This is a genomic window from Pseudomonas sp. AK181, assembly GCF_051122975.1.
Lineage (GTDB): Bacteria > Pseudomonadota > Gammaproteobacteria > Pseudomonadales > Pseudomonadaceae > Aquipseudomonas > Aquipseudomonas lactis.
Map to the genome: position 1 here is coordinate 3,443,939 of NZ_CP146348.1, position 24,324 is coordinate 3,468,262.

At 61.0% G+C, this 24,324-nt stretch carries 21 protein-coding genes; 2 read left to right on the forward strand and 19 right to left on the reverse strand.

Annotated elements, in window-relative coordinates; all coding sequences use genetic code 11:
• Positions 1-30: 30 nt before the first annotated feature.
• From V8689_RS15730 to V8689_RS15750, 5 genes are all read right to left on the reverse strand, one after another.
• The gene (locus tag V8689_RS15730) at positions 31-1,479 is read right to left on the reverse strand and encodes a class-II fumarase/aspartase family protein (RefSeq protein WP_056788199.1); all 1,449 of its coding nucleotides are present in this window, start codon (positions 1,477-1,479) and stop codon (positions 31-33) included.
• Entirely contained in the window at positions 1,479-2,912 is a 1,434-nt protein-coding gene (purB, locus tag V8689_RS15735) for an adenylosuccinate lyase (protein ID WP_056788197.1), read from the reverse strand. Before purB ends, V8689_RS15730 begins: the two co-directional genes overlap by 1 nt.
• Positions 2,913-2,942: 30 nt before the next feature.
• A complete protein-coding gene (locus tag V8689_RS15740) occupies positions 2,943-3,929 on the reverse strand; it encodes an HOASN domain-containing protein (RefSeq protein WP_032896929.1) in 987 nt (328 codons plus the stop codon).
• Between the two features lie 39 nt (positions 3,930-3,968).
• Positions 3,969-4,964: an HOASN domain-containing protein gene (locus V8689_RS15745; RefSeq protein WP_056788194.1), complete on the reverse strand. Its 996-nt coding sequence runs from the start codon at positions 4,962-4,964 to the stop codon at positions 3,969-3,971.
• 635 nt (positions 4,965-5,599) lie between these two features.
• Entirely contained in the window at positions 5,600-7,669 is a 2,070-nt protein-coding gene (locus tag V8689_RS15750) for an EAL domain-containing protein (protein ID WP_056788191.1), read from the reverse strand.
• 345 nt (positions 7,670-8,014) lie between these two features.
• Here V8689_RS15750 and V8689_RS15755 point away from each other — a divergent pair, with 345 nt between their 5' ends.
• Entirely contained in the window at positions 8,015-8,269 is a 255-nt protein-coding gene (locus V8689_RS15755) for a hypothetical protein (RefSeq protein WP_223816885.1), read from the forward strand.
• Between the two features lie 11 nt (positions 8,270-8,280).
• Positions 8,281-8,610, forward strand: a complete 330-nt coding sequence (locus V8689_RS15760; protein WP_434520568.1) for a DUF6388 family protein — start codon at positions 8,281-8,283, stop codon at positions 8,608-8,610.
• A gap of 8 nt (positions 8,611-8,618) precedes the next feature.
• On the opposite strand, the gene V8689_RS15765 is transcribed toward V8689_RS15760, so the two are convergent.
• Genes V8689_RS15765 through tssB form a run of 14 tightly spaced genes read right to left on the reverse strand, consistent with a single transcriptional unit; the run spans position 8,619 to position 24,321 of the window.
• Positions 8,619-9,461 carry a serine/threonine-protein kinase gene (locus V8689_RS15765; protein WP_434520569.1) on the reverse strand — a complete coding sequence of 281 codons (843 nt, stop codon included), beginning with the start codon at positions 9,459-9,461 and terminating at the stop codon, positions 8,619-8,621.
• Positions 9,458-10,189, reverse strand: coding sequence for a PP2C family protein-serine/threonine phosphatase (locus tag V8689_RS15770; RefSeq protein ID WP_081089272.1), 732 nt, complete (start codon positions 10,187-10,189; stop codon positions 9,458-9,460). Before V8689_RS15770 ends, V8689_RS15765 begins: the two co-directional genes overlap by 4 nt.
• Positions 10,186-13,551 (reverse strand): type VI secretion system membrane subunit TssM, encoded by a 3,366-nt coding sequence (gene tssM, locus V8689_RS15775; protein ID WP_056788182.1) that lies wholly within the window; start codon positions 13,549-13,551, stop codon positions 10,186-10,188. The genes V8689_RS15770 and tssM overlap by 4 nt, the downstream gene beginning before the upstream one ends.
• Before the next feature lie 16 nt (positions 13,552-13,567).
• The gene (gene icmH / locus V8689_RS15780) at positions 13,568-14,428 is read right to left on the reverse strand and encodes a type IVB secretion system protein IcmH/DotU (RefSeq protein WP_056788179.1); all 861 of its coding nucleotides are present in this window, start codon (positions 14,426-14,428) and stop codon (positions 13,568-13,570) included.
• 5 nt (positions 14,429-14,433) lie between these two features.
• On the reverse strand, positions 14,434-15,762 hold the full coding sequence (gene tssK, locus V8689_RS15785) for a type VI secretion system baseplate subunit TssK (protein WP_056788176.1): 1,329 nt from the start codon (positions 15,760-15,762) through the stop codon (positions 14,434-14,436).
• 1 nt (position 15,763) lies between these two features.
• Positions 15,764-16,249, reverse strand: a complete 486-nt coding sequence (gene tssJ / locus V8689_RS15790) for a type VI secretion system lipoprotein TssJ (protein WP_056788173.1) — start codon at positions 16,247-16,249, stop codon at positions 15,764-15,766.
• A gap of 5 nt (positions 16,250-16,254) precedes the next feature.
• On the reverse strand, positions 16,255-17,451 hold the full coding sequence (gene tagH, locus V8689_RS15795) for a type VI secretion system-associated FHA domain protein TagH (protein WP_056788171.1): 1,197 nt from the start codon (positions 17,449-17,451) through the stop codon (positions 16,255-16,257).
• An 11-nt stretch (positions 17,452-17,462) separates the two neighbouring features.
• Entirely contained in the window at positions 17,463-17,594 is a 132-nt protein-coding gene (locus V8689_RS15800) for a hypothetical protein (RefSeq protein WP_032896909.1), read from the reverse strand.
• 35 nt (positions 17,595-17,629) lie between these two features.
• On the reverse strand, positions 17,630-19,141 hold the full coding sequence (locus V8689_RS15805; protein ID WP_434520570.1) for a sigma-54-dependent Fis family transcriptional regulator: 1,512 nt from the start codon (positions 19,139-19,141) through the stop codon (positions 17,630-17,632).
• A 12-nt stretch (positions 19,142-19,153) separates the two neighbouring features.
• The gene (gene tssG / locus V8689_RS15810; protein WP_056788168.1) at positions 19,154-20,161 is read right to left on the reverse strand and encodes a type VI secretion system baseplate subunit TssG; all 1,008 of its coding nucleotides are present in this window, start codon (positions 20,159-20,161) and stop codon (positions 19,154-19,156) included.
• Positions 20,125-21,912, reverse strand: coding sequence for a type VI secretion system baseplate subunit TssF (gene tssF, locus V8689_RS15815; protein ID WP_056788165.1), 1,788 nt, complete (start codon positions 21,910-21,912; stop codon positions 20,125-20,127). The genes tssG and tssF overlap by 37 nt, the downstream gene beginning before the upstream one ends.
• Positions 21,902-22,303 (reverse strand): type VI secretion system baseplate subunit TssE, encoded by a 402-nt coding sequence (tssE, locus tag V8689_RS15820; RefSeq protein WP_056788163.1) that lies wholly within the window; start codon positions 22,301-22,303, stop codon positions 21,902-21,904. Before tssE ends, tssF begins: the two co-directional genes overlap by 11 nt.
• A 14-nt stretch (positions 22,304-22,317) precedes the next feature.
• Entirely contained in the window at positions 22,318-23,796 is a 1,479-nt protein-coding gene (tssC, locus tag V8689_RS15825; RefSeq protein WP_434520571.1) for a type VI secretion system contractile sheath large subunit, read from the reverse strand.
• Positions 23,797-23,823: 27 nt separating this feature from the next.
• A complete protein-coding gene (gene tssB, locus V8689_RS15830) occupies positions 23,824-24,321 on the reverse strand; it encodes a type VI secretion system contractile sheath small subunit (protein WP_056788156.1) in 498 nt (165 codons plus the stop codon).
• Between the last annotated feature and the right edge of the window lie 3 nt (positions 24,322-24,324).

Here is a 24,324-nt window from a genome sequence, read left to right on the forward strand (position 1 = left end):
GAATTTACAAGTCTGTTCAGAGATCAATGATCAGTGGCCGGCGAGCTTGGCCAGCACGTTGTCAACGATGCGTTCGGACATGCCCAGGTGCGTCCGGGGTTCGAACAGCCGGGCCAGGGCGCCGTCATTCATGACCGCAAGCACCCGCGCATCGGCCTCGATTGCCTCGCGGATCGACACGTGGTTGCGCTGGCTGGCCTGGGACACTTCGAAGATGATCTGGTAGGCGCTGCTCTTGCCCAGCTTGCGCGCCATTTCGAACACCACCGCTTCGGTGCAGATGGCATCGCCATAGGCCTGGGCGGTGCCTTCCATCTTCTGCACATTCACGGTGAGCCCGTCGATGGTCTCGGTCAGAATCGAGAGCGCCATCAGCGCATAGTGGGAAACGTCCGCGACCGCGCACCACTCCAACCGCGTGCCGCGGTAATCGCGCTCATGCTCAAGAATCATCGCGTCCAGCGCGAGCATGACCTGGGCCTTGGCCAGCCGCGCCAATACCACCACCTGCTCGCAACCTTCGGGGTTGCGTTTGTGCGGCATGGTGCTGCTGCCGATCTGCTGGTCGCTCCAGCCCACCTCCACTTCAGCGATTTCCCAGCGATTGAGCGTACGGATTTCATCGGCTACGCGAGCCAACGAGGCGGTGACCATGGCCAGGGTGCTGACAAACTCCGCAACGCGGTCACGGGACACATGCCAGCCCGTCAGAGGCACTTGCAGCGACAGGCGCTGGGCAAAACGCTCCAGCATCGGCATGGCGTCCGGGCCGAACGCCGCCATGGTGCCGACCCCGCCGAACAACTGCACCACCAGCACCCGCTGGCGCGCCTCGGCCAGGCGCTGACGGTGGCGCAACAGCTCATCGATCCAGCCGGCGACCTTCAACCCGAAGGTGGTTGGCAACGCGGGAATCGAGTGAGTCCTGGCGACCATCAGCGAGGCACGGTGCGCATCGGCCAGAGTCGACAACTTGCCCAGCAACGTCTCCAGGGCCTGGTCCATGGCATCAAGCACATCGCGCATTTCCAGGGACTGAGCGGTGTCCTGGATGTCTTGGGTGGTAGCGCCGTAATGCACGTATTCACGGGCACTGGGGCTGCAGTTTTTTTGCAGGGCGCTGAGCAATGGCATCAGCGAATGCCCAGTGGCCGCCACGCCCTCGGCCAGTTGGCGCACATTGATGCCCGACAGCAACGCGGCTTTTTCGATCTCTAGGGCCGCCTCGCGCGGGATGATGTTGACGTCGGCCTGGGCCATGGCCAGCGCCGCTTCCACGTCCAGCCAGCGTTGCAGGCGACAATGACTGCAGAAGATCTTGCGGCTCTGCGGGCCGGCATAGCCTGAACCGTGGGTTTTCGAATCGAGAATGTGGCTGTGTTCGTGGCGGCATTGCTCACCGTCATGATCAAAGCCCGGGCGGTCCGACCGTGCGGTGCAAGATGCACGGGCGGTCATTTCCAATGTTTGCGCATCCATCACATACCCTCCATCGCGTACTGGGACTGACTGGTATTGCCTGGGGTTGCCTGCGTCGCTACAAAGCCATGGCCGCAAGCGCGAGGCAGTGCTTTAGTTGCCACCAAATCGACCATCTCGGCCGCCAGCCCCGTGTAGGTCGTCGGGTCAAGCAGCTCATCGAGCGTTTGCGCGCTGAAACAACCCTGCAGCCGCGAGTCGCCAAGCAGCGCGTCGCGAAAGCAGACGCCTGCGTCTTGGGCTTGCAAGGCGATGTCGTGCACCAAGTGGTGGGCCGTCTGCTTGCCACACCGAGGCGCCAGCGCGAGCATCACGCGCTCCGACAGGATCAGCCCGCCCAGCATGTCCAGGTTGCTGCGCATGCGCGCTTCACGCACCTCCAGCCCAGCCAGCAGCAAGCCTTCCATACGGGCAAGCAAGGCGCCGGCGTAAATGAACAGCTCCGGCAAGGCCGCCCATTCGATGCGCCAGGTGGTGCCGTCACGCTCGTGCAACTGGAACGCGGCGTCGGTCAGCGCAACCATCTGCGCACGCACCAGCCGCGACAGCGCACTGATCAGGTCCACCGTCGACGGGTTTTGCTTGTGGGGCATGGTGCTGCTCCCCACCTGCCCTGCCCGCCGGCCTTCGCGCACTTCGTCGATCTCGGTGCGCTGCAGGTGGTAGATCTCATTGGCGACACGGCCCAACGTTGCCGACGCCTGCACCAGCAACCACGCCGCCTCCAGGATGCGGTCGCGGGCGCTGTGCCAACTGCTCAATGGCGCCGCCAGGCCGAGGCTTTCCAGGGTGCGGCGCTGCACCTCCAAACCCTGCGGGCCCAGCCCGGCCAGGGTGCCCACGGCGCCGGTCAAGTTGCCGACCATCACCCGCGCATAGGCTTCGTCAAAGCGTTCAAGGTGCCGATCGATCTCATCGACCCACACCGCCACCTTGTAGCCAAACGTGGTGGGCAATGCCTGCTGCCCATGAGTCCTGGCGACCATCGGCGTGTGCTTGTGGCGCAAGGCGAGCGTGAGCAAATGCCCACGGATCCCGCGCAAACGCTGCACCACCAGGCCCCAGGCATCGCGAATTTGCAGGATCAGCCCGGTGTCGAGGATGTCCTGGGTGGTCACGCCGTAATGCACGTACTCACCCAGCCCATCGGCACATAACCCCTGCAAGGCGCGCAGGGTCGGCACCAGGATGTGCCCGGTTTCCAGGCTCTCGCGCCCCAACGCGTCGAGGTCCAGCAGTTCCACACTGGCCACCCGGGCAATTTCCCGGGCGGCCTCGTGGGGGATGATGCCCATCTGCGCCTGGGTCGTCGCCAGCGCCGTTTCAACATCAAGCCACTTCTGCACCTGATTGGCATCAGAGAAGATCGCGGCAAATTCCGGGGACGAGTAAGCGCCCCCGTGGATACGGGATTCAGTGATATGACTTGGCATGTCGAGTTACTCGCGTTGTCCTAAGGAGGGCTACTTCACGCGTTGCACTTGTTCCCAGACTGCGTCGTAGTAAGCCCGCTCCAGCCGGAAGTGCTCGGCCAAAGACGTCAGGAACGCGTTCTGGAACCCGAGGTCCGGAATACGCCGTGAGATCAGTGCCCATTCACGCTTGGCCCGTGGCGGCACCAGGCTGATATGCACTTCGTAATACTCCGCGTCGTCCTGGCTCAAGCCCGCATTGCGCAGGGCGTTGTACAGCTTGCCGTGGTTGCCCGGCACCACCAGTTCGGTGATGTAGAACACCGCCAGGCCCCAGCCAACATCGGGGTTGCGGAAACAGCGGGCGCGGTTGTTGAGGTAGGCGATTTCCTCGGGCATCGTCGAGAGCGCCTCGAAATCGGCATTCAGGCCCACGGCGGCAAGCAGCTTGGCCAACAGCTTCGGGTGGGAACGCTGCTCATCCTCTTCGCCCAACTCGCCGTAGAGATAACGCGCCAGGGCAGCCGCCTCGTCCACGTCAGTCAGGTTGACCAGCAGATCGGCGGCGTCCCGGTACAGGCGGTACGTGCGGAACCATTGGTGGCGCAAAAACACCTGCAGTTGCTCGCGAGAGGCTTTGCCTTCAAACACATACTGCGACATCGGATGGTTTTCCCGCGACTGCGCGGCAATCTGCTCTTCCAGGCGCTGCTGGAAACCGGCCTCGGACAAGGGCGATGCCAGGTCGGCTGACGGCATGAAACGCTCTTGCACGCTATAGACGGCATTGGCCAGCCAGCGCCGGGTGGAGGCGGTGGCCACGTCATCGCTCAGCGACAGGATGTACAGCAATTGCTGGCACTGCGCTGCATTGGCGGCGTCACCTCGTTGGCCGCTCTCGCACAGGGCGCGCAGCATATTGGCGGCAATTTCGATGCGATTGAACGTCGCGTCCGGCTTCAAGGCTTCCGCCAACAGACGGGCTTCGGCCGTGTGAATATTCTGCAATTGCGGCAGGGAAAAATTACGTGGGCTCATCATGTGCTCCATTATTTTTGTTCTGGGATCGCAGGTCGTTCAGGCAGACAGGCGTTGGGCCTGCATCTGTTGCCACAGGCTGTCGAAGTAGGCCTTGTTGATTTCGAAGTGGCGCTTGAGTGCACGCATGAACGTGCGCTGAAAGCCCTCCTCGCTGGCGAATTTGGCAATCAGTGCCCACATTTCCTCGGTGTCGATCTCATCCTGGGTGCCATGCAAGCGGTGGAATTCACTGGGCTGCTCTGGAACGTCGAGGCGCTGCAACAGCTCGTAGATGCGCCGATGGTTGACGCAACTGACAGACTCCACCGCATAGAGCAGCGCAAGGCCCCAGGCGACATCCGTGTGGCGCACACAGCGAATGCGATTATTCAGGTAGGCCTTTTCCAACGGATGCAGCGCGGGGAAGTCGATGGCCAGCGGAATATCGAAATACTCCATCAGATGAGCGAGCATCGCCGGGTGCGAACGCTCCGGTGTCTCAGCCCCTGCTTCACCGTACAGGTTGCGGTAAAACACCGAGGCGTCTTCGATGGCTTCGAAGCGAAAGGCCAACTCGGCCAGCAAGCTGTAGAAGTTGTAGGAACGGGTCCAGTGATGCTCCAGGAAGAAGCGCACATCCTGCACCGGCGGCGTCCCTTGGAACAGATGCACCGACATCGGGTGATTGACCCGGCTGCGCGCAGCGATTTCAGCGTCTACCTGCTGACGGAACTCCTCCACCGGCAACGCGGAGAAGCCCGGCACGTCGGCGGCGAACTCATCTTCGACGCGGTAAACCTCGCTGGCCATCCAGCGCCGGGTCGGTTCGGTGCGTGGGTCACCGGGAATGTGCAATTGCAGCAGGGCTGACTGATAGTGCGCGTAGGCGTCGGCGTCTCCCGCCAGGCCTTGCCGAGCCTGTGCGAGCAGCGCTTCCAGCGCGCGGGTGACCTGGGTGTAATTGGCGCCAGGTTCCAAGGCATTCGTCATCAGCCGCGAGGCGGTGGTGAAGGAATCGGAATCCGAGCGTTGTTGCAGGGCAGCAGTATCCATTGATAACCCCTGAATCTTGTTTTTGTGGTTGGGCGTACTCGGAAAAAAGCCTAAAGGTTCCCGTAGTGGCAAGGTCAACACCTGTAGGAAAATTCTTTCAAAGGCTTGGAGATAGGGGGTTGGCGCCACCAAACCACAGGTATAAACACAACCTAGTAACAACCGACGCTAACCACGATGCGAAGCGAGTAGCTCTTGCTCTTGATCTGCTTTTGATCTTGATCTCAGGCGCCCCGTTAAACCACGCTGGCCGAACGCAGGCTTGAATTCGTGGGTAACCCGGCAGGACGCCGGGTTAGCCGTCCTGGGCCAAGGATGGCCCATGACGGCGGCCCACGGATTCAAGCCGGAGTGAGGGCACACCGAGCCTAGGCGAGGTGCCGAGTGGTGGGGCAAGAGCCTTTTGCTTACTTTTGGGCTCTTTTCAAAAGTGAGCCGCTGTCAGAGCGGAACCCTAAGTGGCCGTTACCGCAGCAATGGATATGTACACAATCCAACTGTGTCGCCTGTCAGGGCGTCATCGCAGGCAAGCCAGCTCCCACAGTTGGACTGCGGGGTGTCAGGTAGATAGGCGTCGGCTGGCAGGCCAGCTCCCACAGTTGGACCGCGAGGTATCAGTTAGATAAGCGTCGCCATCACACCAACGCCCTGCGCTCCCGCACAAAGCGTGGCAACTGATCCCCAGGCAGTGCCTTACTGAAATACCAGCCCTGAATAAACAACTCAGGCCCATGACTCAAGAACGCCAACTGCTCAGCCGTCTCAACCCCCTCCACCACAACCCCCAGATCCAAGGCCTCGCAGAAGCGCAACATACCGGTCAGCACCTGGGCGCCTTTAGGGTCACGCTGGGCCACCACAAAACTGCGGTCAATCTTGATGAAATCCACAGGAAACTGGTGCAAGTAACTCAGCGCAGAAAACCCAGTGCCAAAATCATCCAGATAGACCTTGGCCCCCAGGGCCTGCAGCTTCTGGATGGTCTGGCGAGTGGCCGGGATATCACTGACCAACGCGTCTTCGGTAATTTCCACCGACACCCGACCTCGGGCCTGGGCCAGAATTTCTACCAGGCGGTCGCCATAGGCGGCGTCCTTGAGCGTGGTGCTGGAAATATTGATGGTCATCGGCAGTTCAAAACCCACCTTCTGCCATTTCTGATACTGGCGCACGGCCTGGGACGCCACCCACACGTCCACGTCCGGCATCAGCCTGGCGTGCGCCAGCCATTGCAGGAACTCCCAGGGCGAATGCACCGTGCCCTGGCTGTCCCGGGCGCGCATCAGCGCCTCGCAGCCGGTGCACAAACCGGTACGGGTGGAGACCTGGGGTTGAAACTCAAGGTAGAACTCGTAATCACTGATCTGCTGGATGCGGTTCAACTCAGCGGCCTGGCGGGCCAAGGTCTGGTGAGTGGCCAGCACCGGGTCGAACTCCAGCAGGCGGCCTTTCTCTTCGAGGCCGCGAAACGTCATGTCCAAAGATTTAAGGTACACCGTACCGCCATCGCTGGACTGGCGATGTATCGCCCTGACGTAGGGCGCATACACCAGCGTACCGGCCGCCAGCAGAAAGACCTGCAACACCACCGCTGCCACGTCGCCATGGGTGCTGAGGTAGGCATTGAGCAGCACCGGGGCGGTAAACGGCACGCTGGCCACCGCTGGCGACACCCAACCTAATTGCACCACCATCAACGCCACCATCGCGTTGAACGCCGGTACCAGTAGAAACGGTATGAACAGGCGCGGGTTGAGAATGATCGGCAAACCGAACAACAACACCTCGCTCACATTGAATAACGACAACGGCAAACTGGCCACCGCCAGCAAGCGCATGGACTGGCTCTTGGAAAACAGCAGGATCGCCAACAACAGGCATAAGGTTGCGCCCGAACCACCGATAAAGGCAAAACTGCCCAGCAAGCCGTTGTTAAGCAGGTACAGCACCGGCTCCCCCGCCGCCAACGCTGCGCCATTGAGCGCCACCGCCTGGTCCAAGGCATCGAATAACGGCTGCATGGCATACACGCCGTGAATGCCGAAGAACCACAGCAGCGAATTCATCAGGGTGACAAACAACCCGCTGCCGTAAGGCGCCTGCAACGCATCAAGCACCTGCGGCCCCTGAATTTGCGCCACATGGGGGATCAACAGCAGCAACGACAACACCGCCACCAATGCCAAGGCTGTGAGTGCGCCGGGCACCACCATGTTGATGGTGCCCTTGAGGTTATGGCCGACCAGGTCTTGGTTGACCAGGCGCGTCCAACGAAAGCGATGCAGCCAGGCAATGGCCGGCACATTGATCAAGGGCGAAGCAATGGCAATAAACAATAAGAACGTGGCCGAAGCACGCGGGTACTCACGCAGCACGAAGGTGGCGACCACCACATGGGCCAGGCACAGAAAGGCCACCGGCAGCTGTGGCAGACGGTGTTGAATCGCCAACATATAACCGATGGAAGCTGCGACCAGCAGTGGGATCACCGAACTGATCTGTTTATGCAACCCCGCCAGGAAACTCACCACCTGCGGATCGAAACCCAGCGCCTGGGCGCATTCGGACAGAATCAAGAAACCTGCCGACACTAGCAGGCACGGCAGGATCCACAGCAGCCCCTCACGAATCGCACGCAACGACTCCGTACTGGCCAGGACTGCCAGGCGCTGGGTCAGGAAAAGTTTGAACAGGGTGTGCGCCATGGGCCGTCCTCTGCCTGTCACCGACTGCCGCTGAAGATCAGGGCCGGAAACACCCGCTAACGCTACACGCCCTGATAGCCGAAGCGAAAGCCTTTATGCCCGTCCCTGACCGGCTTTTTTGCCAGTGAATGCCGGGTTGCTAGACTAAATCCTTACAGATTTATCGAACTTTCTGACTTGAATCATCCCCTAAGGCTGTCTGAGTCGGTATCATCCGCACGTTTTGTGCGTGTTATACGATGTTACAACCTGTCTGATAATGGGTACGCACTCAGGGAATCTTGCCTGGAACGACAACAGGCCAAAGGAGAGAACCTCACTATGCAAGACAAGCGCTCAAGTAACATGCGTCCTCTATTTGTCACCATCCTGCTGTGGTTGTGCAGCGTGGTGTTGCTGTTTGTGATCAAGAACGTCATTGAATTGTTTACCGGGCCTGTGGCTGAAACCTGGGTAGACCTGGCCCTGGTGCTGGTCGCCTACCTGATGTTTTTCTTGCTCGCGCCGTTGCAGAACTGGATGCGGCGCAGGTCGCGCAAGCGTGCTCGCCATCACCTCAACGCACGCACGTCCGATAGCAGCTCCCACCCTTCTCATTAAGGTGTCTACCTATGTCGGCACCCAACGATACTCACCAGCTCGCCCTGGACAGATTCCTGCGCGAACAACCCCGGGTCGCTGCCGAACTGGACAGCCTTAACCCGCTGGTAGCCCAGGCCAGGGGCGAAACCCTGGCGCAGTATCGCGCCGAACGCCTGCATGAGGCTTTCGAAGTACATGCTGAACAGCAAAAACTGTTCGCCTGGGAATTGACCCTCAAGCTCACGGCCGATTCGACCGAAGCCTTCGAGGCCCAGCGGCGCGAAGTGCATAAAGAAGTCGCACAGATGGCAGGCATGAACTGGACGGAGTACTGCCAGTTGCACGGCTTGACCGTTTGACCTTTACCCTACAAGCACCAGCGTGCTCGGTTGCGCCCCATGACGTGACGCAACTCGGCGACCGTTATGCTTCGGTGCTGCGGGTCTATTGCCAACGCGGCCTGTAACGCTGCCCAGCAATGCCTGGGCAACTGCGCGGGCCGGGGCAGCCGGTCTGTAGAGGCGCGCTTGCCAACGCGCCTGCCGTGGGCCAGTTCGTACAGGATGCAGGCCACGCCGTACAGGTCGGCGGCAGCGGTCAGCGCACCGCCGGCCAACAGTTCCGGGGCGGCGTAGGCAGGTGTCCAGGCATTGAAACGACTGCGGCTGACACTCGGCAACCCTACCGCAGCCTCTGCTTGAGCATGACCCAGGCCAAAATCGAACAAGCGCACGCCCTCCTCGCCCACCATGACATTGGCGGGTTTGACGTCACCGTGCAGAACATCTTGCTGGTGGGTGTAAACCAGCGCATCCAGCAGCTGCAAGGCGATGGGGCGCAACTCCCGCCAGGGCAAGCCCTGGGGGCACTCCAGCAGCAGGCGGTCCAGCGTCATCCCTTGTAGCAACTCCATGGTGAAAAACGCGACGTGGCTGTGTGTATCGACCTCAAACGAAAACACCCTTACCACGCGCTCATGCCGAAGGCTGCGGGCCAAGGCAAACTCGCGGTACAACAACACATGCGCGTCAGGGCACTGGGAAATGGGTTCGTCGAGTAGCTTGATCGCTAACTTGGAACAGGGTTCGCCCAACTGCTCGTGCAACAGGTCGCGCGCGCGATACACCCTGCCCATACCACCGCTGCCCAAGACACGTTCAAGGTGATAACGCCCAGCCAATAAACGGGAAGATGAAGCTGTCGAGTTCAAGGCTGCACCACGACCGCGGTCAGGTCATCACGTACCGGCCTGCGCAACGCCCCTGCAAATAACCGTTCCACTGCCCGCTGAGGCGTGCCCATGCTCAAGGCCCGCCCCAGGTCAACGTGGCTGAGGGCCTGATACAAGCCATCACTGCACAATAAAAACACGTCCCCTGGGCGGGTGCGCAGTTCCAGTACTTCAAGGTGCAAACGCGAACGCGCGCCAACGGCCCGGGTCAAGGCCCTGGCACCCGGGTAGGCCTGGGCTTGCGCCACACTCAACTGACGCTCGTCCATAAGGCGCTGCAGCAGCGAGTGGTCCTTGGACAACTGATAAAGGCTCTGGTCGCGCCATAAATAGCAACGGCTGTCTCCCGCCCATAGACAGGCCGCGCGGCCCTTCTCCAGCAACAGGGCAACCACGGTGCTGCCCATCGTCACGTCACCGCTTGCGCCAGGCTCTGTCCACGCGCGCCTCACCCCTTGGTTGACGTCCTGCAACCTGTGGCGAACCGCCTGGATACGTTGGTCAAGGTTGCCGTCCGCCGACACTGACGCCAACTGGCTGACCACCCACTGGCTGGCGACATCCCCGTGCCGATACCCGCCCATGCCGTCGGCTACCGCCCAGCAACCCGCGCGCGGGTTGTCCAGGAACGCATCCTCATTGCGCAACCGCGCCTGGCCTCGCTGCGTGCGCCCGGCGCTGCGCCACGGGGCCTCCAGCGGGTTCACAGCTGCTCCGGCAGGCGAAAGGTACGCCATGAGTCCATGTCAAACGGGCCAGGCGTACGCTGGCTGGTGAGCCGGTAATTGGCACGCAGGCCGGCGAGGTCTGCCTTGAGGATCTGTATATTTCGGCCACTGGCGGGCTCTTTCTGCAGCAGATCCAGAAACCGGAACAACGACCACGCCCCGGTGTTCTTTTCGATACCCAAGGGTCGCTGCTCCGTGCCTCTCTCCAGAACGAGGCTGCTGCGCCCATTGTCCGCATCGGTGGGCCAATGGAACGCCATGGGTACGATCGGACCGTGGCGATACTCCAATTGCTGGTCGCCAAACCGCAGGATCGCACGGCTGACCGATGGGTCCAGGCTGTAGGGCGCCAAGGTGAATCGCACAGATAACTCCCCCGCGTCTTCGGTAAAAAAGCCGCGGCGGATGACCTGAGTTTTCATCAATTGCTCCAGCAGCGCACGCGAAACCGGCAAACTCTGGCCATCCAGCCCACGCAGTCGGTAGCGGCTGCCGTCGACGCTGATAAACGGCCGCAGGTAGCCCTCATAAAAGCGCGCCATCACCCCGCGTGGCTTGAAGAACTCCTGAAAATCGTGAAGGGCGACCTCACTACTGGCGTGCGCATTGAATGGGTAACGTCGGCCAATGGCCTTGGCGTAGAGGCTATGCACCTCGCTCTGATAACGTTGGTTGACGTGCACATAGGCCTGCTCCAGCAGATGCCGCCAACTGTCATCGGCCACACCTTCGAGCCAGCCGGCAACGGGCAGCGGCAGGCGCGCGGCGGCGTCACGCAGATTGCCCAATGCATCCTGCTGGCCCTCCATGCGCTGCCTGGCACGCAGGAAGGCCGCCTGCTCGGGTGCGCTGTCACGGTTCAATGCCGTCAGTTGCAGGTGTACTTCATCCAGCAGGCGCAACGCCTGAGTCAGCTCTACGCCGGGGTTGTGCTGCTCATCCAGCAATTGATGCAAAGGCTCAAAGCGGCGCTGCAAGGCGCGCCGCGGCGCCTCGACAATAGCCGTCTGCCCTGCCGTCAACCGCGACTTGGCCATCTCGCCCAGGTCTGCCGACTGCTGGGCCACTTTGTCCAGCAGCCCAGGGACTGGCAACAGACGCGTGTTTTCACGCACCTGTTGCAACAGACGAATCAAGGGCGATTGTGCCGACGTCAAGTTCATCAGTTGCTCGGCATCCTGGCGCAGGCTGTCGGTCTCTTGCAGCCTGACTCGCCCAAGCGCATCGCTCCAGGCATCGGCATACTCGCTGAAATAGCGCTGCTGCAGTTCAGCCATCAGGCGCCGCAAGTCCTGAGGCCCCAGGTCGGAGCCCTGCCCGAGCACCCAGTTGTCCTGGGTGATGGCGTTTACCAAGCGCGGGCCCTGCGCATCGAAGTACTGCACATAGCGTTTGGTATAGAACCCCGGCACAGGCGGGTCGATAGCGGCGAACACCTTACCCTCGGCCAGCCGCAACGGCTCCAGGCTGCGCGCTTGTTCGCGCAATACCCGGTAGACCCCATCGGCCAACGATTCGCCCCTCAGCGCTTCACGGGCCTGCGCCACCCGCTCTTCGTTGAGCGGCACCACAAACGGTTGCTCCAGCAGCCGCGCCAGGTGCGTATTAAGGCGCCTCTGTGTCGGCATATCCCCGGCAAAGCGTACCGACCAAAGGCTTGCGATATGTTCTGCCAGCCAGGTCGTGTCACGGCGCTCGCGCAGATTGAGCATCAGGTAGGCACGCAGGTCGTCGAGCAGTCGTTCCCGGTCCCCCAGGCTGGCGTCTATCTGCTCTTCCAACTGGTGGGTTATCCAAGTCAACAATGGCTGTAGCAGCGCCTGTTCATAGGCTTGATCGACGCTGGGACGGCTCAGTTCGCCCTGATACAGCCCGGTGCGCTCCACCAGGCGTACATCTGCCGGCCCTGGAAAAACCTGGGTTGCCGCCAGTCGCGCGTCCAACAGCGCCAACAGCGCCGTGCTTTCATCGTTGGCCGCAAGGGCGAGCGGCGGGTGTGAGGTCAGCGCCGACAATTGCGCCAAGCGTTGGTGATTGACGGAGTAACTGTGCCCCCATAGCCCGCCGACACCGCCAATAACCAGCGCCGCAGCCAGCGCCTGCGCGCCCTGGCGCCAACGCAAACGTTGCTGTTCGTGGGCTTGCAAGCCCGCCAGGTCAGCCTCGGCGAAGATCACTTGGCTGAACAGGCCCTGCACAAAGCGCGGGTGCCTGCCATCGGCGCAGGTCAAGAAGAACCCTCGCAAACCGTTGATGGGTTGGTAGCGATGAGCGCAAAACGCCATGTCAACGAACAGACTGACCTGCTCCCCCATTCGTGCTGCTTGTTGGGGAAACTCGAGCATCTGTCCACGCCGCTCGACATTGCGCTCCTGATGCAATCGCCCAATCAGCTCACTGTTCAAGCGTTGCAATAATCGCTCGACCGCCTGACGAACCTGTGTCGTGTCAGTGCCCTCGGCGCAGGTATCCAGGTGCTGCCCAAGCACGCTGTCGGCACTTTCTCCAAGGGGTGAGTCGAAGTATTCAGCGAATCCCGGCAACTGGTCGGCGTGGGTCAACACCAGGTAAATCGGCACATCCACATGCAATGTCTGTTGGATCTCCTGCAAGCGCGAATGGACACGGCGGGCATGCTGATCCAGGTCGTATTCAGTGGCGCTCGCCAGCGTATCAGCCGACAACGTCACCACCACACCGCTGAGCGGGCGCACTCGGCGACGCCGCCTGAGCAGTTGCAGCAAGGTGGCCCAGCCTGCGGCGTCCACTGAACGGTCGGGCTGGGTAAGGTAGCGCCCCGGGGTGTCGATCAGGACGCCTTCGTCGCCGAAATACCAGTCACAATGGGCACTGCTACCGATCGGCCGCGCTTGCGCGTGATCCAGCGCCAGCGGTAAGCCCGCTGCCGCCAGCAACTGCGTCTTGCCACTGCCCGGTTCACCGATCAACAGGTACCAGGGCAACTCATGACGCCAACGTGCGTTACGCTCTCCATAATGGCGGGACGTCTTGAGCAGGTGCACGGCTTTCTTGAACCGACTGCGCAGGTGCAGGCGTTCGTCCTCCACCCCCGTCATCGGCTGCTGGCGCGCCTCGCGTTCCGGCCTTTGGCGCCAGGCGGCAAAACCGGGCCCCGCAAACGCCATCGCCAGTCCCCATAGCAAGAACACACTGCTAATGGTGACCAGCCGCGCAGTCGCCCCGGCCCAGATACGGTGGTCATCCACCGCCAGCAGCGGCCCCAAAAACCACACCATTGCCGCACAGGACAGCACCAGCAACAGGCTCCACACCCAAATCCTGCCCAGCACGGTGCCCATCCCCTTGAAGAATGCAATCATTCAATGCTCCCAGCGTTTACAAAGGCGTGCGGAGCAGATCCGACGCCGACAGTTGAAGGGGTTGCAGCGCGTGCGTACGCTCGTTGCTCAGTACCCAGGCAAACCCTGTGTACATCGCCAGCACACATACCAAGGTGAGGCCGACCCACCAGGTGGCAGGGATGACACGCACCCGCTTGCGCCGTTCGGCCTTTGGCTGGGCAGGCAGTAGTGCTACCGCCGCCGGTTCCCCGCGTACATGCCTGATCTGGCGATACAACGCATCGCGCACCGCCTCAAGTTGCGGCACACCCCGTTCCATCACCCGGTATTTGCCTTCGAACCCCAGAGACAGGCACAGGTACAGCAACTCCAGCATCGCCAGGTGCTTCACCGGGTCGCGCGTGAGGCGCTCCAGTAACTGGAACACTTTTTCGCCGCCAAAGGTTTCGTTATGAAAGCGGCTCAACAGGCTCATCTTCGACCATTCGCTTTGCGCCCCCCACGGGGTCGTCACCACCGCCTCATCGATCACGCTGCACAACACATAGCGCGCCGACATGACCTGGCTGTTCTCCACGCCGCCCTGCAAGGCGCGGGTCTCGAACTGAGTCACCGCCAACGCTAACCGATCGTTGAGCGTGCCCAGGTTTTCACGGCCGGAGCAGACCCTGAGCCCTATAACTTCAAACAATACCGCCCAGGCTGCGGCAACCAGCGGGTTGAGCCCTGCCTGAAAGCTCTGGGTATCGAGCCGGTGGCCCGCGTAGATCATGCGGTCTTCCAGCTGTTCATAGCGCGGCGGCGACGGGAAATCCGTCAACGGCCCCTGGGCAGGCTCATGAGTCTCCCGGTCGAGCAGGACGGTTTTTTCATCCTGGGTGTATTCACTGTCCATGGCATTCAGTTCCTGATGGCCCAGAAGTCGAGTTCAAGCCCGGTGAATTCACCCCCTACGTGGAAAGCGAAACCACCCGACTGCTCCAGCTGCGCGATATCACGGGGGCTCATATCGAGCATGAAATAGGTCTTGCCGGCATGGAACGGAATCTGTCGCGGCGCCACTGGCAAGGGTTTGACCTTGATACCGGCCAAGTGCAGGTTGACCAACTCGCGTATGCGCTCAACCGGCGCGACTTTCAGGTGTGCCGGCAGGCGCTGGCGTAGTTCATGCGCCTCACACTGCGCGGTGGCTGCCAGGATGAAGGTGGCGGTGCCCAGCAGTTTCAACTCGCTGACCGGGCATACCAGAACGCCGTATTGGCGTGGCTGCAATGTCAACTCCATCGCCTGTTGCTCCAGCACCACCGACAGCGCCATACGCAGCTGCGCCATCAGAGCGCGAAAACTGGCGCCCTGATCACCGTGCTGGTAATGAACATTCAACTGCGCGCGTTTGCTGTCAGTGGTGAAGGTTGATAGCTCCCCAAGCAGCGACACCAGCGCACGGAACACCGCTTCGGGTCGCACCCGCGCCTGGCTCAGGCAGTGGCGCAGTTCCAGCTCGCTACGATTGATCACTTGCAGCATCAGGAAATCGGCGATGTGCGTGCCTGCGGCTGTGCTTTCGCCACGAATGCGCGCCGCGATGGCATCGCCCCGGCTGGCAAGCAGGCCAATTACCTCCTTGAGGCACGACGCCACGTACCCGTGCTCCTGCACGAAGATAAACGTCGGGATGAACGCCGTATCCAGACTCACGCCGCCTTCACTGCTGGCGTCCAGTACCTGGGCCACCTTGAGCTTGACGAAGTGCTGGTCACCCGGCTGTTCACCCAGCACAAGACGTAAATCCGGGCGCGCGCAGTGGATTCGGCAACGCGTATCCACGCCCACGTTGGAGTCTCCCACTTCCACTTCACAGCTGAGGTAGCGCGCCAACACCTCGCTTTGCGCAGGCTGGCGGACCTCAAGGTGACTGCCGCTGGCCAGCGGCAGCGCCAGGTAAACCCCTTGCGTGCCTGCATCCTTTGGCACCTGCAGCACCAGCGGCTCCATGGCGGCATTCAATTCAAACAGGCTGCCGTCCGGTAACACGCCACTGGCCTGGTTGACCACCAGCTTGCCCAGCTTGAGGTACTGCATATTGAGTTCAAGCGTGAGTAAACCCCAGGTGTCACTGCCCAGCAGGCGGGTCTGATTGAGCTGCTGCTGGTAATAACGGTCGTTGTGCTGCAAGTGCTGTGGCCGCAACAGCATGCCTTCCTGCCAGATGACTTTATGAACCTGCATGTTATTGCGTCTCCACAGCAGCGAGCGGCTCAGCAACACGTATACCGCCCTGGTCCAGCACCAGCTCGGCATGGTTGCGTTGCTGCACCGTCAAGGGCACCAGCAGCCGCCATTGCACATGGGGCAAGTCTCGATAAGCGGCCAGCACTCCCACAAAACGGCTCTCAGGAGCGATGCGCAGTTTGAGCGCCAGCCGGTCACCCGGGCGCAGTTCAACCTCCTCGCTGGCGACCCAGTCCTTGGGCAGCGCCTGCTGCGCATTGCCATACAGGCTGAAGAAGTCGGCATGTTCAAAGGCGACGCCATGGCGCAGTTCGATCAACTGCACCACCACGGGAGAAGGACGACCGTGCAGGTCCGGGTTGACGTGCTCGCTGGCGGTCAGCGCCACATCCAGCTTGGTCAGCGTGGAGAATGGTGAGACGGCGCTGCAGCCCGCCAATAGCCCGCACAAGAGCAACAGCGAAACAAGGGTGGCTCGATACATGACTATCATCCTGGAAAATCAATGTGCAGGCTGGAGAGCAGGCGCAACTGCTCCTCATAGGCTTTGGCGAAGTCGCCGCCCAACGGGCGATCATTCAACTGTTCTTGCTCCACCACACGCTGGTAGTGACGCTGGTAGGCCCGCCAATGCCCGCCATCGGAGAAAAACCCGGCCGATTTGCCCTGGGACTCAAAGCACCCCAACAGGTGGCTGGGCTCAAAGGCCGCGCGGGCGTTACGTATGGCGCTTCGACAGGCGGCCAGCAGCGCAATCTGATGCACCTGCAGTTCTCGGTGCACCTGGGCAATGGCGCGCACGGCAGGCAGTTGCCCCAACTCCCGGGTATCGAGCATCGCGGCCAACGCAGCATCGGTGTCGCGATACACTTTCAAGGGGTTCTGGCCCATGCCCTGACTGGCGAACGCCGCCGTACCCAATTCGTTATTCAGTTCTTCCCGAGTGCGCAAACCGTGTTGCAACCCTTCGATCGTCACCCGAAACAAGCGTGCCACTTTGATCGCCAGTGCCTCCCGGGCCAGCGGGTCGAGGGCCGTAAGGTCGACGCCCAGGACCGCGGCAAATTGTGACCAGAACACCTCGTCGGTCGCCGGTGTCATCGCAACAGCGGGTACGGCGCCAACCTCTATCGAAGGGGCTTGCTGACGCGGCAATGCCACGTGCTCGCTATCGGCCCCAAAGTGATCTGCCCATATCGCTTGCTCATCGGCGCTCTTGTTCAAGGCCTCCAGATCATCCGAGGTGGCCTGCATCTGGCGATCAAGCTCCAAGCCGTGCAGCGGGTCCAGCGACAGGAAAGCGTCATCGGGGATCGGTACTGCCGCGGGCGTCAGCAACTCCTCGCTAGGTCGCGTCGATTCCAGCAGGCGCGCACGTATCGTCAACACCCCCAGCTCGAAGACGTCACCGTCACTGATCAATCGCGCCTGCCCCTTGCGCAGGCGCTCAGGGCTGTTGGCCAGTCCTATACCGTTGCGGCTGATATCCGTGAGGAAATAACGGCCTTCACGGTAACCGATCAACCCATGATGGCTGGAGAGTACGCGGCTGGCGTCAGGGATCACCCAGTCACATCCAGGGCCGCGCCCGATCACGCCGCCTGCACCGTCAAATACTTTGCGGGCCAAAAGTAGGCTCTTGTCGCTTTCGCACGCGCAGACCTCAAACACAAGCTGCAGCTTCATGCCCTCTCCTTTCAGCGGCCACGAATGATCGCCTGCGGATCACCCAAGGGGTGGTACTCGGCATCATCGAACACATAGTTGGCGTTACAGCCCCCCAACAAACACATCACCAGCACGACGACGTGCCACGGACGATCAGGCATCAGGCTTCTCCTCCAGTAAAAATCGAGTGCGTCATTCAGCGTTCCTCCCGGGCATCACCAAAGGGAATGTTCAAACGGGCCAGACGGTAAAGCAGGGTACGCCGGGCGACCCCAAGCTCCCGCGCGGTACGGGTGCGATTGCCGTGGTTCTTGTGCAGGCAGTCGAGCAGGAACGTGCGCTCCACTCGCTCCATACGTTGGCGCAGCGTCACGTCATCGGGAGTGGCCGGCTTTGGTGCCAGGGGCAGCGCCAGGTGCTCGGGCCGAATTACGCGGTCGTCACACAACAACACGGCGCGCTCCACCAGGCATTTGAGCTCGCGCACGTTGCCGGGAAAACCGTGGCTGGAGAGCTGATCGAGGGCGGTATTCGACCACTCGACAGGTGGCCTGCCCAACGCTGCGCACACCTTGCCCGTGAAATGGCGCGCCAGTTGCAGCACATCGCCGTCTCGCTCGCGCAGGGCCGGCAAGGTGATGGGAAACTGAGCCAGTCGGTAATAGAGGTCTTCACGAAAGCGCCCTTCGGCGACCATCGCCGCGAGGTTGCGGTGGGTCGCGGCAATGATGCGCACGTCGACCTTGTGTGCCGCACTGGCACCCAGCGGGCGAACCTCCCCCTCCTGCAATACCCGTAGCAATTTGGCTTGCAAGGGCAGCGGCATATCGCCGATCTCATCCAACAGCAACGTACCGCCATGTGCGGTGTCGAACAGCCCCGCGTGATTGCGTTCGGCACCCGTGAACGCGCCTTTGCGGTAACCGAACAGCTCGCTTTCAAGCAACCCTTCCGGGAACGCCGCGCAGTTTTGCACCACAAAAGCCTTGGCCTTGCGCGGCCCGGCCGCGTGAATGGCCCGGGCCACCACTTCCTTGCCCGTGCCGGTCTCGCCCTGCAGTAGCAAGGTGTAAGGGGTATTCAAGACTTTATTGATCAGCCGGCACGCCTGCTCCATCGCCGCGCTGGTGCCAATCAAGCCGTATGCGCCAGCCAAGGGTGTGTTGCATTCGGGCTGTGTGCCAACGTTGGGCTGCCCATCGCGCAGTGCGCGCAACTGGTTGACGGCGAAGCTGCCTAAATGCCCCAAGGAGGGAGCGTAGCTTTGCAGCTGGGCCGGGTGTTGGCTGGCGCATACCAGCACACCAGTCATGCGTTCGCATCGGTTGAACAGCGGCACGCTTAATAGTGCCCGCCAAGGTGTCGCCAATGCTGGCAGGAAACCCGTGTCATGGCCGCTGCCTTGCACATCCTCCAGGCTCAACGCTGTGCCCTGGGTCAAGGTGTCGTGCAGCAACTGTCGGGAATGCTGACCAGGCCGTGAAGGCACTACGGCGAGTGACGGCACCTGGGCAAGATGTTGGCCGATCAGTTCAAGCCCGCCGGTCACTTCATCGAGCAGGTACAACTGGCTGACGTCGCACTGGCTCAGCCGGGCCGCCGCGCTGACACATACGTCAGGTAACGCGTGTTCATCACGCTCGAACCCCAAGCGTGCGAAACAGGCAGACAGTGCGTCGATCATGTGTTGCAAATCCCTGTTCATCATGTCCATTTATCCCTAATGAAAATTGCCGGTTAGCGTGACGACGCCATCGGCCCGCTCGCGCCCCAACCAGGTGGTCCAGCCCAAGCGGCAAACCGTGTTTTCGCCAATGTGCAGGGCTCTGATCTGCGCCTGTGCCATTACCAGACGCAGGTCGTATTCCAATGGATCGCGCAGGGTCAGGCGCACCAGCGAGCGCAGCGGCTGACAGGCCTGTCCCGTGGGCAGGAAGTCGTGAAAACGCTGCCACCCCAACGCGCGGACATGCACCCTGAACTTGCCACTGCGGTCAGCGACGCGTCGCCCCAGCACCAGGTCCTCGCCAAGCACACTGTTGGCCCGTCCCAGGTCATTGCGCTGTACCTGGCTGACCTCGACCTGGCGTTCAACCCACTGCTCGATAAACAACGCGTCGTGCTTGAAGTAGTAACGCAGGACCGACTCGATCAACGCCGCCGAGTGCACACGCACACTCAGCAGGCCCAGGTAGGGCAGCAAGCGCTTGCAATCGAGCTGGCAAGCGCCACGGATCGCGGCACCACCCAGCCCCGTCAAGGCAAACATCTGCTCGGAAAAACCATCATTGGCGCCTGCCCGGAAACACGCCCGATAGCGGTACTTGCGCCAGATCGGGAGCATCAGCCGGTGCAGGCGATGATGGAACAGATCGAGGAAGTCTCGAGTCGGGTTGCCGCCCGGCTGTTCGGCAAATGCCTGCTCACCATAAAACGCAGGCAGTGGGGACCCGGCGCCAAATAACCCCAGCACATTGAGGCGCAGGCGTGCGCGCAACTGTCCGTGCTCCATAAAGAACTCCACTCGGTCAATATCGTGCGCGGCAAACCCCAAGCCAGGGTTGGCCTGGAACTCCAACTGGTCGTACAGCGCGTCCTCATCCAGCAGCGGATGAGCCTCACGCAATCGCTCGGTGACCTGTAAAACCGCTTGGAATAGCGTGTATTCACGGATACCCCGGCAAAGTTGATTCAGAGCAGGGGTTGCTGCCCGATCCGGGATGGCCATAGATACACGTCTCCTTGTGTGCTGATGACACGCAACTCGTGATGAGAATTGAGGCTGGCATAAAGCGCAAAGAACTGATTGAGGACCGAAGCGAATACAAACAAGTCGCCCTGACCGACAAAGCCCTGGGAATCGACGGTCAGATCGACCCGCACACCTCGCACGGGTAACCCACGATGCAGGCGATCAATCGCCTCATGACGGATGGCGCGCAACGCCCCGAGTCTCTTCTGGCTGACCTTCAGCGCCTGGCGATCGTAATAACGCGGCAGGTCGTAGGTTTCGAGAATCACTCTCAAGGCGTTGATATCGGTCAACGACAAATAGTTGAGCGACATGTTGCTGATGAGCTTCCACAGAAAATTCTGGTCCAGGGGCGGCGCGTAGCTCGCCGTTGGCGCGGTGATATTGCGGAACGTCAACGACTCCGGTGTCTGTTCGCCGGGCTGGTTGATGTCGCCTGCACGTAATTGCCGTGGCAGATTGCAATTGGTACAGGTCAGTTCGACCGACAGGGTTTCCTGGCCCTGTTCGCGGCGATTGCCGAACCCCATCCAGGTGTCGAGCCCGGCATGTTGGACCGACGAACGTTGGCGAATGCTGTAGCTGGGCGGTGCCGCCAAAGGCTCACTGTTGCAATCATGTTCAAACGACTCGAACGGCACGTAGGTTTGATAGCCCAAACCACCAGGGCGCCAGCCGGTGACCTTATCCACGGAAAATACGCTGGCATTGCCCGGCGTGTATTCCCCAGGCACCAGAAGGTACTCGTCCTGTTTACCGTCCAGGCGAATGGGAACGGCATCCTGGGTAAACAGGTTGACGATGGGCGTGCAATACAGCTTTACGTTATCCAGGGTAGGACGCAGGGGCTCACGGCCCTGGGTGCGAAGTTCGAAACGCATCACCAGGCCGTGCGCCTGCCGGAGCAACTCGTGAGACAACGTGTGCAACACCTCCAGGCCTTCGACATCGACAAACAAATACTTCTCGGGAAACGCGAAGTACTCCTGCAGGTGCCGATAACCCTCCAGGGTGTTCTGCGGATAAGGAATCAACGCCTGGTCCGGGGCAAACCCCACCGGCCGGACCTGGTTGGCATTGAGCCGCAGCGTCACGGGTTGGCCATCGCCGGCGTTGATCGGCAGACCATCGTGATCCACGAGCTGCAGACTGATGCCCTCCAGGTGGCGCAGTAGGCTCAGATACAGGCCCTGACTGATGTAATGGTCACCGGCCAGGTGCAGTCGCAGCGAATCGAATATCAACTCACTGAGGCTGCCGTCGACACTCATGCGCAGGCGCAAGTCCAACCAGGCCCCTTCGCCCTGGCATCTGTATTCCAGGCCATTGAGCTGCAACGGCATGACGTCGGTGGCATAGCAGGTGCGGAACCGGCAACGCTCTCCCTGGATGGGGGCGCTTTGCACAGCGGTGTCCCGAGCCACCCGGGCGCTGGGGCCGGCACGTTTCAACGGGTCGAATTGCAGGATGCTGAAGGCCGGTATCGGCCGCATGTAATGGGGCCAGAGCAGGTGCATCAATGAGTGCGTCAACTCCGGCAGTTCGTCATCCAGCTTCTGGCGCAGGCGCCCGGTCAGGAATGCAAAGCCCTCCAGCAAGCGCTCGACATCCGGGTCCTGGCCGGCTTCGCCAAGAAACGGCGCCAGGGCGGGATTACGCTCCGAAAAACGACGCCCCAGTTGGCGCAGCGCGCTGAGTTCGCTTTGGAAATAAAGGTCAAGCGCCATCGGCACAGACCTCAACCCGCCCGGTATCGGTAAGGCGCGCGTGGAACACCACAGGATGCAGGGCCCCCTCAATCATCCGCTCAGCCTCAATGGCGAATGCCAGGGACAAGGAGTCACGCACAACCGGCAACAACCTGACACGGACATTCGTCAGCCGCGGCTCATAGGCCTGGATAAACCGTTCGATATGCAGGCGCGACTGACTCAAGGATTCATGCAAGCTGAGCCGCATGTCATTGAGGTCAGGCAAGCCATAATCAGGCAGCGTCCGGACACTGCCCGCACGAGTGCTGAGCATTTTCCCCAAATGTGCGGCGATGGACGCCACGGCGGCGCCCGGGTTAGACGCACCACGCTCAAGGCGTTCGAAAAGGCTGTTGTGCTCAAGCATGCCCTGGCCTCTGCTCATTCTTTATCGAGCTTGCCGACCAGGGACAACGTGAAGTCTGCCCCCATGTATTTGAAATGCGGGCGTACCGTGACGTTGACCCGATACCAGCCAGGCTCTCCCTCGACATCGCTGACCACAATGCGCGCGGCACGCAAGGGGCGACGCCCACGCACCTCGGCACTGGGGTTTTCCTGGTCCGCCACGTATTGGCGAACCCATTTGTTGAGTTCCAACTCCAGGTCCGTGCGCTCTTTCCATGCGCCCAACTGCTCCCGTTGCAGCACCTTGAGGTAATGAGCCAGGCGGTTGACCACCATCATGTAGGGCAATTGAGTGCCCAAGCGGTAATTCAGCTCTGCCGCCCTGCCCTCCTCACTGATGCCAAAAGATTTGGGTTTCTGCACGGAACTGGCGGAAAAAAACGCTGCGTTGTCACTGCCCTTGCGCATGGTCAAGGCGATGAAACCTTCTTGTGCCAGCTCGTACTCACGCCGGTCCGAAATCAGCACCTCCGTAGGAATCTTGGTTTCGATCTCGCCCATGCTCAGGAAGTGATGCAGCGGAAGGTCTTCGACCGCCCCGCCGCTTTGCGGGCCAATGATGTTGGGGCACCAGCGAAAGCGCGCAAAGCTATCGGTCAGGCGAGTGGCGAAGGCGTAGGCGGTATTGCCCCACAAATAATGCTCATGGCTGTTAACCACATTTTCCTGGTAGGCGAAGGTCTTGACCGGGCATTCAAGGGGGTCATAAGGGGTGCGCAGCAGAAAGCGCGGTACGGTGAGGCCAATATATCGGGCGTCTTCGCTCTGCCGGAAACTTTGCCATTTGGCAAACTGCGGGCCTTCGAAATGGTCCCGCAGATCCTTCAGGTCGGGCAACCCGGTAAAGCTTTCCAAGCCGAAGAAACTCGGCCCCGCCGCAGCGATAAAGGGTGCGTGGGCCATGCCGGCGACGCTGGATGCGTATTGCATCAGTTTCACATCGGGTGCACTGGGCGAAAGAAAGTAGTTGGCAATGATCGCGCCCACCGGCTGGCCGCCAAACTGGCCGTATTCGGCGCTATAGACGTGTTTGTACAACCCGGACTGGGTAATTTCCGAGGAGTCTTCAAAATCATCCAGCAGGTCCTGGCGCGAGACATTCAACAGTTCGATCTTGATGTTCTCGCGAAAATCGGTGCGCTCAACCAGCAACTGCAAGCCTCGCCACGAAGCCTCCAGTGCCTGGAACTCCGGGTGGTGAAGAATCTCATCCATTTGCTCGCTGAGCTTGGTATCGATCTCGGCGATCATCCGGTCGACCAGGCGTTTCTTTACCGGTTCGTCACAATTATGAGGCTTGACCAGCTCTGCGATAAACGCCGACACCCCGCGCTTGGCGATGCCATAAGCCTCGTCGTCGGCGCTGAGCAATGTCTGGGAAATGATGTTATCGAGGATGCTACCGCCTTCGATAACCTGTACGGGTTGCGGGCCGTGTTGAATCGTGGTCATGGTGTCAGTGTCCTTTTACTGAAAATGTCAGGCTTGGGGCCTATCCAGCCCCAATTCGGCGAGCACTCGTGCGCGCGAGTCGCCATTGGCCAACGTCCGCTCGATAGCGTTGCGAAAGCTGGGCGTATTACCCAGCGGGCCCTTGAGCGCCACCAATGCCTCACGCAATGCCATCAATTTTTGCAATTGCGGGATCTGCTCTACCAGGTTCGCGGGGTTGAAGTCCTTCATCGCGCTGATCCGCACCTGGACCGACAACTCTTCCACATCGGCTGCCTCCTGGAGGCGGTTGGGCACGCTCAGCGTCAGGCTCAATGCTTGCTTGGCCAACACCTCGTCAAAGGTGTGCTTGTCGATGCCGATGGGCTTGCGATCTTCAAGTTTGCGCGGGTCCGCGCGCAGGGAAAAATCCCCCAGCACCAGCAGCTTCAACGGCAGTTCGACGTCTTCCTGAGCGCCACCGACGGCGGGTTTGAAGGTAATGTTGATGCGTTCCTTTGGGGCTACCGAACCGTCTTTGGCCATGGT